Origin of the sequence: Pseudohaliea rubra DSM 19751, from assembly GCF_000764025.1 — a bacterium.
In the GTDB taxonomy this organism is placed as follows: Bacteria; Pseudomonadota; Gammaproteobacteria; order Pseudomonadales; family Halieaceae; genus Pseudohaliea; species Pseudohaliea rubra.
Genome location: NZ_KN234802.1, coordinates 1 through 10069 on the forward strand (window position 1 = coordinate 1; position 10069 = coordinate 10069).

Genomic DNA, 10069 nt, shown 5'->3' on the forward strand with positions numbered 1-10069 from the left:
CGGCATAACCCGGGAATGCACTTATCGAGCTGTCCAAATTCTGGGGTCCATTTCTCTGCGCCTCGATGACCGCACCTGTTTGTCCCTCATCTGGCGGGACATCACGGAAGTCGAGAGGCGTGATCGCGAGCTGCAGGAAAGCGAACAGCGTTTCCGCAGCCTTTTTTATGATACCCGGCAGCCCATGATGCTGCTCAGTAAAGAACACATCATCGATGCAAACCTGGCAGCGCTCGCGATGTTCGGCGCCGAGTCCCGGGACGCGCTCTGTGGCTTTGAGCCGTGGGAACTGTCCCCGGAGGTTCAGCCCGATGGCGAGCAGACCAAAGTCATGCAGCGGCGCTATGCAGCCAAAACCCTGCAGGAAGGCGGTGTCGAATTCGAATGCCAGCACCGGAGGTTGAACGGGGAGCTTTTCCACTGCCGGGTCCTGCTTACTCGCCTGTCGCTGGTGAACGATCTCGTCATGCATGCAGCCATGACGGATATCACGCGCGAGGTGGAGGAGAAGGCCGAACTTGTCACCTATCGCAACGAGCTCGAGGCACGCGTGGAGGAGCGCTCCCGGGAGCTGGAAGAGGCAAACCGCCAGCAGCTGGCGCTTATCGACACCGCTCCCCTGGGCATCGCCCTGATCCGTGACAGGATAGTCGTGCGCTGCAATGCCCGCCTGGCAGAGCTGTTTGGCTACAGTGAAGACGAAATCGTTGGTAACAGTACAGAGCACTGGTATCTGACTCACGAAGCCTTCGAACATTATGGCGACGTCATCCATGAGCGCACCGGCCGTGGGGAGGTATTCCAGGAAGAGGTGCACTACCGTGCTAAAGACGGGACGCCTTTCTGGTGCCTTGTGACCACCCGGCTGCTCAATCCGGCGCGTGCGGAAGAAGGTCTGGTTGCACTTTTTGACGATGTCAGTGCAGAGCACGCCGCCGCTGAGGACCTGCGTGAGGCGCGGGAGGAAGCAGAGAGGGCGAATAGGGCCAAGTCCGAGTTTCTTGCCAACATGTCTCACGAGATTCGCACGCCCATGAACGCGATCATGGGTATGAGCTATCTCGGTCTGCAAGCGGCCACCGACGCGACGGAGCGCAGTTACTTCGAGCGGACCTATCAGGCAGCAGAGGCGCTGCTGGGGATTCTCAACGACATTCTCGACTTCTCGAAGATAGAGTCCGGCAAGCTCTCCCTTGAGTGGGCGCCTTTCCAGCTTGAGGATGTGATTCAGGGGCTGATCAACGTGATCGTTTTCCGCGCAGAGGAAAAGGGCCTTGAGTTCCTCATCGATGTTGCACCGGAGGTGCCGCATCGGCTTATCGGGGATTCCCTGCGCCTGCAGCAGGTGCTCATGAATCTGCTCAATAACGCGGTGAAGTTCACCGAAAGCGGCGAGGTTGTCCTACGGATCCGCGTGGACCAGGAGGACCCCGAGCAGGCAGTGCTGGTGTTCGAGGTCGAGGATACGGGCATTGGTATGACCGAGGAACAGCAACAGCGTTTGTTCCAGGCCTTCAGCCAGGCCGACGCATCCACTACCCGGCGCTACGGCGGGACCGGGCTCGGGCTGGCCATCTCTGCCCGGTTGGCCGAGATGATGGGCGGGCAGTTCGAGGTGTCCAGCACGCCCGGCGAGGGCAGTAGCTTCCGCTTCAGCTGTACCCTGGGCAAGGGTGCGGTTCAGCGCCCGTTGCTTCGCGGCTCGGGAGCAGAGCTTGAAGATGTTGAGGTGCTGGTTGTAGATGACAACGACACAGCGCGCGAGGTTCTGTGCGGGATGCTTTCGTCCTTCGGGCTGCGTGCGCGCGCCGTGGCCGATGGCAGGGCAGCACTCGATGACCTCGCGCAAGCCGAGGAGCTGCCGGGGGTCCTTATCCTCGATTGGTTCATGCCGGACATGGACGGCATTGAAGTCGCTCGGCGTCTACCGGATATTCTTGGGGACCGCGCCGATGTGCCTCCCATGATTATGCTCACGGCCCATGGCCGGGATCGCGCAGAAGCCGTGGCCGGTGAGGGGTTGTTCCATGCCGTGCTCAGCAAGCCCGTGACCCCCTCTACGTTGCTCGAAGCTATCATGGCGGCGCGGGGTTTCGACCAGCAGTTGCCAAAACGGCATACCAACTGGGCTGAGGTGGCGGCGGCGGACCTTGCCGCTTTGCAGGGCGCGCACCTGCTCCTGGTGGAGGACGACCCCGTCAATCAGGAACTCACCACCGCCTTCCTGGACCGGGCATCGGTCAGTGTCGACGTCGCCAATAACGGCAAAGAGGCGCTCGAATGCCTGCACCGGGCCCGCTATGACGGTGTTCTTATGGACTGCCAGATGCCGGTCATGGATGGCTTCGAAGCGACGCGACAGCTTCGCCGGAACCCCGCCTGGCAGAAGCTGCCGGTGCTTGCACTCACCGCTAACGCCATGGCCAGTGATCGCGACGCGGTACTTGCGGCGGGGATGAATGACCACATTCCCAAGCCACTGCGTATCGGCGAGCTGTTCGCAACGCTCGCGCGCTGGGTCTCGCCGGCGTCCCGGAGGGCCTCGGCGCGCGAGGGGCCCGCACCGATCGCAGCATCGGCGGTCACCGATGATCCGGCTGCTCTCGCCAGTGCGGGCGTCGATCTGGCCGCCGGCCGTGCCACCGCCGGTGGTGACGAGGAACTCTATCGCAAGGTGCTCGCGCGCTTCTGTGACAGTGCTGCTGCTTTCGAAGCGCGCTTTGCAGCCGCTGTTGCGGCAGCGGACGGCAACGTGATGGAGCGTGAGGCACATACCTTGAAGGGTGCCGCCCGCAGCATCGGTGCCGAGGCCGTGGGCGATGCGGCCGAGACGCTGGAGGCGGCCTGCGCTGAAGGCAACGTCAGCACCGTGAAAGAGGCCCTGTCCGCGCTGCAGCCACCCCTGCGGCAGCTGCTGGCGGCTCTGGAAGGCCTGGCGCCGAACCGTCCTGACCAGCCGTCCCCGGAAACGTCCGTTGCGCCGGACACGGCGGAGCTGGTCACGATCCTGGCAGCCCTGCGGCCCCTGCTCGAGGAAGGCGATGTAGCCAGCCAGGCTGAGGCGGCGCGCGTCGAGGCACTCTGCGAAGGCACTGCGCTGGCTCCGGCAGCCAGTCGTCTGACGGCGGCGATCGCCTCCTATGACAGCGATGAAGCGCTGGCCGCGCTGGAGGTGCTCGCGGCGGCGCTGCCGACCGACCATGACAGGGCCTGATACAGTGCCGGGCGATCAGGGATATACCGGCGTTTTTGAAGTCTGATAATGAGCATCCGCGCGGTGTACTCGAGCAGGTATACCGGTCTTCCTTTACTAATCGCATGCACTTGCGTGGCCAGTTTCGGGCCCAGCGCAAAGAGCTTTACGCGATTCTCGACGCCTTCCCTGCCGACTGACTGAGGCCCGCGTCCGGTCAGGGCATCTGCCAGCGCAGGCCCAGATGAAAGACGATATCGGGCGAACGCTCCACCACAATATCTTCGCTGAAGGCCAGGTCGACCAGCCAGTGTTTCCCCAGCTGTCCTGTGGCGCCAACCACAAGCTGCGCGGAGGGGTCGCCGAGGGCCTCCCGGGGGCTGTCCCAGGCAGCACTGTGGCCGTCGACCTGCACCTTCAGGTGCCAATGCTCGCTGGCCCGCCAGCCTAAGGTCGCGGAGCCGAAGGCGAGCCAGCGCTCCCGCGCCTCCGGCAGCAGCTTGCCGTCCTCACCGAAGAGGACGCCGCCGGACAGGTGGGCGTAGAGGCGTCGTCCGGCCGTGGCGCCGGCGTCATTGCCGTTGCTGCTGAAGTGCAGGCTGAGCGCTGCATCCGTTCCGCCACTGCCGGTGAGGTCGCCGGTGTCACCGCTCGGCAGCTTGAGCTGGCCGCGCAGCGCAAAGCGCTCCCCGAGCTGCCGGGCGATACCGAGTTGCAGATCCCCGATGCCGCTCACCGTATCAGCGAGGGCCACGCCACCGCTTTCGGGGCGGTACTGGAACCGGAGGCGATCCTGCGGGTACTGGTCCCGGTCGCCATTCGGCAGACTGAAGACGTCATGCCAGCCCTCGATGGCACTATCGAGGAAGCCGCCGCTGTGCCTCAGCAGCGGCAGCACCGCCGATGCCTCCCAGCCGCCCGCCAGGCCCCTACGCATCCCGAGGGCGAGGCGCGCGGTTTCTCCGTCAAGCGTCAGGGAGCAGTCGTCGCCGCACAGCGAGGGCTCATTTAGGCTGGTGTTGGCAAACTCGAGGGTCGAGCGGAACTCCAGGGCACCGGCGGGCAGCAGTGCTGCGCCGCGTGCGTCGGGCAGCCCCAGGGGCAGGATCAGCGGGCTGCGGTTTGCCGTGGGGAAGGGGGCCTCCACGTCGGCCACCGTGGCCTGCGCCGATAGCAGGAGCGTCATGGCCACCACCAGCGACGCCGCGTTGCCTGGTGAAGCTGTGCGGGGCGTGGCACACTCCTGCGGGAATATCCATAAGAAGGAAAACACCATGTTCGTTCGTCGCCCCCTGTTTCTTGCCCTGGCCGTCCTGACCCTGGCGGCCTGCTCCGATTCTGACAATACCCTGACTAATGACCCGCCTCCACCGCCGGAGCCCGAGCCGGAACCGGCTCCCTTTGCCGAGCTGTATGAGCAGGGCGTGGACCGGTACCTCGGCCTGTACACACCGATGACCTCGGAGACCGAGGGTGACGTAGTCAATCACGCCTTCGGTGCCGGCGATGGCCCACGCTGCCTCACCGGGGGCGAGTACACCATGGCTACGCGTGATCAGGGCAGTGCCGAGCTCATGATTTTCCTCGAGGGCGGCGGCGCCTGCTGGTCAGACCTGTGCTCGGCAACGGAAACAGCGGCCCCGGGGATTCCGCCCTTCGGCATTCTGAACCCGGGCACGCCGGGCAATCCCGTCGCCAGCTGGAACACCGCCTACCTGCCCTACTGTGATGGCTCGATTTTCTCCGGTGATATCGATATCGACCTGGATGACGACGGCATGACCGATCGTTATCAGCGGGGCCTCAAGAACCTCTCCGCTGCGCTTGATGTGGTCGCCAACAGCTTCCCAAGTCCCGAGCGCATTCTCCTGACGGGCAACAGCGCCGGCGGTTTCGGCACCGACTACGCGCTACCGCTGGTGCGTAAGCTGTTTCCGGATACGCCCATCGAGCTGGTGAATGATTCCGGTGTCGGCATCTCGCGGCCGGGTCTTATCGATCAGTTCGTCGAGGAGTGGAATGCCGCTGCGTTTATTCCTGCTTCCTGTGACGACTGCATTGGTGAGGACGGCCACCTGACCGATTATCACAAGTGGCAGCTCGGCGAGGACGACAACCTGCGCTTGGGTTTCATGAGCACCAGGCAGGATACGGTGATTGCCGACGTCTTCGTCGGCATCGGCGGCGAGGCCTTCGAAGCGGCGCTCATCCCGGAAATGGAAGAGCTGGAGGCAGCCTACCCGGAGCGTTTCCGCAGCTTCATCGCCAACGGCAACAGCCACACCTTCATTCAGGCCCAGTTCGACCTCGCGGTGCAGGGCACGTCGGTGAAGGAGTGGATCGGGTTGATGCTGGACGGGTCGGCGGACTGGGTGTCGTTGATTGACTGAAGCGGTAGGCGCCACCGAAAAGCGGCCTGTCGGCCGCTCCTGAGTGCGCCGGCTGAAACTCCTTCCGCCGGCTTTCAATCGGAGACTGCGCCTACTGGCAGTCCGGATCGTTTGGATCGAGCGCTGCAGTCAAAGGCAGGGTTCTGACGTCGGACGAGGCCGGCGGTCCCGCGTCTGTGACCTGCACCGTGTAGGAATAATCCGTGGTGCACTCTCCGGTTAGCACGCCGTTTTCAATGTCACCAGAGAACCAAGTCAGGACGCCGGTGTCCGGGTCCAGAGTGAGACGAGCGTCTTCAAAAGAGTCGGAACCGATCTCGATAGTTGGCAGGCTCGGTACCACTTCTACTTTACTCCAAGTGTAGTCTCCGGTAGGTCCACCGGATGCACGCAGAATAAAAGAGTAGGTTTCCCCCTGCGTGGCCGTGCCCAGGTCGGTAGAAATGATCTCCAGGGTGGTGGCATCGCTGCCATCCACCTCGAGCGTCAAGGCAGCCGTGTCGCTGCCACCTGCCGAGTCGGCTACGGAGACGGTGAGTCCATAGGTGCCGACCGCCGGAGAAGTCCCGCTGAGGGACCCGGATGTCGACAACGAGAGGCCGGAGCCACCATCATTAACAAGGGTCCAGCTGTAAGGCGGTGTGCCACCCTCGGCCTCAAGAGTGGCTGCGTAAATCTGCCCGTTCGCCGCAGGCAGCGTCTCGGTAACAACCGCCAGCGGCACGAAAGGCTCAAAGGTATCCACCACCAGTGTCAGCGCACCCTGCACGGTGTCCTGGCCGTCGGAGACGCGGAAGACGATGCCGTAGGTGCCAACGGCCGAGGGCGTGCCGCTGAGCACACCGGCGGAGCTGAGGGACAAGCCGGAATCGCCGCTGCTGACCAGCTGCCAGCTGTAGTCGCGGCTGCCGCCGGTCGCCTCCAGAACGGCCGCGTAACGCTCGCCAACGGTGGCGCCCGGGAGTGATGTCGTCCCTAGCGTTAGCGGATCGCCTTCCGCGCTCACGGTCAGCACGAGTGACTTCGACACCTCACGCACGTTGTCTGCCACCGCCACCGTGATCCCATAGGATCCCTCGGCCGGGACCGTGCCGCTGAGCACGCCATCATCGCGAAGGTCCAGACCTGTACCGCCGGCATCGACGAGCGTCCACAGGTAGTCGCCCTGGCCTCCGGCCGCCTGCAGGATAGCGGAGTAAGTCTGTCCTTCTTCGGCCGTGGGCAGGGTTTCCGTCGCGATCGTGAGCGGTTGCGGTGTATCGCCGGTCACGGTGAGGATGAAAGACTGTCGATCCCGGCTGTCTGCCTCGTCGGTGACTTCGAGGGTGATGCCGTAGTCGCCGCTGTCGGGTGCTGTTCCGGTCAGCACGCCATCGGCGTTGATGCCGAAACCTGTTCCGCCGTCATTGACGACGCTCCACCGATAGGGCTCCGCGCCGCCGCTCGCATCGAGAAGGGCCGTGTAATCCAGGCCTTCAATGGCCTGTGGGAGAGCAGTGGTGGCAATAGACAGGGCGTTTTCAGTGGTCACCGTCAGCGTAAAGGATTGCCTTGTATCGCGGCCGTTGGCGTCGCTGACGCTGATGGTCACGCCATAGGTGCCGGCAGGCGGCAGCGCGTCGCCTCTGAAAATCCCTTCGCTGTTGATAGTGAAGCCCGTGCCGCCATCGTCGATCAGTTCCCAGCTGTAAGGCGGCGTACCACCGCTGGCCTCAAGCACCGTGCTGTAGGGTGTGGAGGCAACGTCCGGCAGGGTGCCGGTTGTAATTGTGAGTGGGTTGTTCCCGGTGCCATCATCAGACAGGAACCCGCCACCACCACCGCCACCACCGCAGGCGGTCAGCAGGACCAGCATGGAGCCCAACGCCGCGAGGCGGCGACCGAGAGTGGCGACCCAGTGACTCATTATCTTCCCCTATCCCTAGTTCCCGTGGCCCGGGCGCAGTCTTATCGCTTTACCGCTCACTTTATCCCGCACCGCCGTCTTGTGCTACTGCGCGTCTCACGATAGCACGCTTTTTGCTATGAAAGTCGAGCAATAACAGAATGATAGGTATAAATTGTCACTTTTTACACAAGGTACGCGAACGCCCGGGAGCGGAACCTCAGAGCAGGCCGGCAACGCTCGCCAGCTTGAGCAGCCCGAGCCCCGTTGCCACCGCAACGACCACGGCGCCGAGCAGGTTGCCGAGGGTACCGTTGCGGTGTGTGCCGAGGAGGTCCCTCCGGTTCATCAGGTAGAGCAGCGCCAGGGCAACAAACGGCAGCAGCAGTCCGTTGGCGGCCTGGGCAAACAGGATGGCGGCGAGCGGCCGCGTGCCCAGGGCCGCAAAGATGGTGCCGCAGAGGAGCACGGCGAAGCTAACGGCACGGAAGCCCGGGTCCCGGAGGCCCCCGCGCCAGCCCAGGGCGCCGCAGACGGCGTAGCCGGCGGCCAGCGGTGCGGTTAGGGCGCTGGTGAGACCGCCGGCGAAGAGGCCGGCGGCAAAGACGGGGCCGGCCGCCGGGCCGAGGAGCGGCTCCAGCTGATCGGCCATGGCGAAGGCATCGAAAGATTTGCTGCTGCCGAAGAAGGTCACCGCTGCCGTGCTCAGGATCGCCAGCGTGATCAGCCCGCCGAGGCCGATGGACAGGATACTGTCGCGCCGGGCCGCAGCGAGGGACTCGTCCAGGGGCAGCGTTGCCGGCCACTTCTCCCGGGCGGCGTTGGCGTGGAGGAACAGGTTATAGGGGACGACGGTGGTTCCGATAAGCGCAATGACCGTGAGCGCGGATCCCTCAGGCATGCCTGGTCGCGCCAGAGCGTCCAGGATGATTTCGGGCCCCGGCGCCGCGAGCACGGCGCAGGCGAGAAACACGGTGCTCATGAGGAGCACGAGCCCGATCAGCACCCGTTCGAGCAAGTGGTAGTGGCCGCTGCCGAGGAGCAGCGCCGCGGCAACGCCAATGGCCACGGCCCAGGGCCCCGTGCCGCTGCCGGTGACGCCCGCTACGGCAACGGCGGCGCCGGTGATGTTGCCGGCCTCGTAGGCGGCGTTGCCGAGGCCGATGGCTGCAACCACAAGGATCACCGCGACGCGGCCCAGAGCCTGGCTGGCAAAGGCGGTGCGCATGGTCTCGGCAAGGCCTGCCCGCGTGGCCAGGGCCTGCCGGGCCGCCATCTCCTGAAGCACCACGGTGGCGAAGACCGAGAACAGCAGGGCCCACACCAGCGTATAGCCGAAGATGGCGCCGGCGCTGCTGGCTGTGGCGATGGTGCCGGGACCGATAAAGGCTGCGGTAACCAGCAGCCCCGGCCCGAAGCGACCTGCGCGTTGTGGCTCCCTGGCCATGGGCCGACGTCCCTCCGGGTGCGCCCGGAGGCGCGGAAGCCGCGATGGTAGCACTCTGCTGATGCGCCCGCTTTTGGCGGGCTGATATCATAGGCGTAATGAACGAGCCGTCTTCCGTGCCCTCCCTTACCGTTTCGCTCGTGCTGCATCACAGCCCGCTGCCGCAGCTCGCTGCGACCGTACGCAGCCTTGCGCTGGCCGTGGCCGACGCCCGTCGGGCCGGCGTGCTCGGCGGTGCGGCCCTATGGGTTGTGGACAATTCCGTGGACGCGCCCTACGCCGCCGCTGCCCGCGATGCCGTGGCCTCGCTCCTCGACGAAACGGGGGCGCTCAGCTACCGCTTTCTGGTGCTGGAGGAGAACCGCGGCTTCGGCGCGGGCCACAACCGGGTGCTCCTCGATAGTGAGAGTGACTACCACCTTGTGCTCAACCCCGATGTTGAGCTGGCCCGGGATGCGCTCTCGGCCGGCCTTGCACTGCTCGCTCGGGACCCGGGCATCGCTGCGCTTAATCCCTACGCGGAAGCGGCAGACGGCCGGCGAGAGTATCTCTGCAAGCGCCACCCCACGCCGGATGTGCTCCTCCTGCGCGGCTTCGCGCCAGCCTGGCTGCGGCGGCGGGCGCAGCGGCGCCTGGCCCGCTACGAGGTCCGTGAGCTCTGCGCGAGTCCTGCGGTCGCCGAGGTGCCGCTCCTCTCGGGCTGTTTTCTGCTGCTGCGGGGACGACCGGCGCGACTATGCCGCGGCTTCGATACGGGCTACTTCATGTACTTTGAGGATTTCGATCTGTCCCGGCGCCTGCGGCCGTTCGGGCGCCTGGTGTATGCGCCCCAGGTGCGCATTGTGCATCACGGCGGCTATGCGGCGAACAAGGGCTGGCGCCACGTGCGCTGGTTCCTGCGCTCTGCCCTGCGTTTTTTCCGGCAGCACGGCTTTCGCTGAGGGCCGCCGGAAAACTGCTACTATCCTCGCATGAGCACTCCTGACCCCAACGCTGATCTCGCACGCCTTGCCTGCCTCCAGGCCATGGGCGTCACGCTTTACAGCTCCCGCCGGGATCTCCCGGGGGCAGCCCCGTCCCGCCGGGTGCTGACGCTGGCGCACTTTGCCGCAGGGCCGGAGCCGGCGGCGGCGGAGGCCCCCGCGCCGACCCCG

At 65.1% G+C, this 10069-nt stretch carries 6 protein-coding genes and 1 pseudogene; 4 read left to right on the top strand and 3 right to left on the bottom strand.

The annotated features are described in order from the left end of the window. Positions 1-187: 187 nt before the first annotated feature. A complete protein-coding gene (locus HRUBRA_RS13760; protein WP_236629880.1) occupies positions 188-3214 on the top strand; it encodes a response regulator in 3027 nt (1008 codons plus the stop codon). A gap of 196 nt (positions 3215-3410) precedes the next feature. Here HRUBRA_RS13760 and HRUBRA_RS13765 read toward each other — a convergent pair whose 3' ends face one another. Next, entirely contained in the window at positions 3411-4379 is a 969-nt protein-coding gene (locus HRUBRA_RS13765; protein ID WP_161787618.1) for a DUF3187 family protein, read from the bottom strand. A gap of 88 nt (positions 4380-4467) precedes the next feature. Here HRUBRA_RS13765 and HRUBRA_RS13770 point away from each other — a divergent pair, with 88 nt between their 5' ends. Beyond that, complete coding sequence (locus HRUBRA_RS13770) at positions 4468-5583, top strand: pectin acetylesterase-family hydrolase (protein WP_035518106.1); 1116 nt, start codon at positions 4468-4470, stop codon at positions 5581-5583. A 91-nt stretch (positions 5584-5674) separates the two neighbouring features. Here HRUBRA_RS13770 and HRUBRA_RS13775 read toward each other — a convergent pair whose 3' ends face one another. Together HRUBRA_RS13775 and HRUBRA_RS13780 are read right to left on the bottom strand one after the other, a co-directional pair. Further along, the gene (locus HRUBRA_RS13775; RefSeq protein WP_035518099.1) at positions 5675-7489 is read right to left on the bottom strand and encodes a putative Ig domain-containing protein; all 1815 of its coding nucleotides are present in this window, start codon (positions 7487-7489) and stop codon (positions 5675-5677) included. Between the two features lie 199 nt (positions 7490-7688). Further along, on the bottom strand, positions 7689-8915 hold the full coding sequence (locus HRUBRA_RS13780) for an Nramp family divalent metal transporter (protein WP_035518101.1): 1227 nt from the start codon (positions 8913-8915) through the stop codon (positions 7689-7691). 98 nt (positions 8916-9013) lie between these two features. On the opposite strand from HRUBRA_RS13780, the gene HRUBRA_RS13785 reads away from it, so the two are divergent. Further along, on the top strand, positions 9014-9856 hold the full coding sequence (locus HRUBRA_RS13785) for a glycosyltransferase family protein (protein WP_035518103.1): 843 nt from the start codon (positions 9014-9016) through the stop codon (positions 9854-9856). 30 nt (positions 9857-9886) lie between these two features. After that, a pseudogene (locus tag HRUBRA_RS15230) lies at positions 9887-10069 on the top strand (hypothetical protein); the annotation flags it as partial.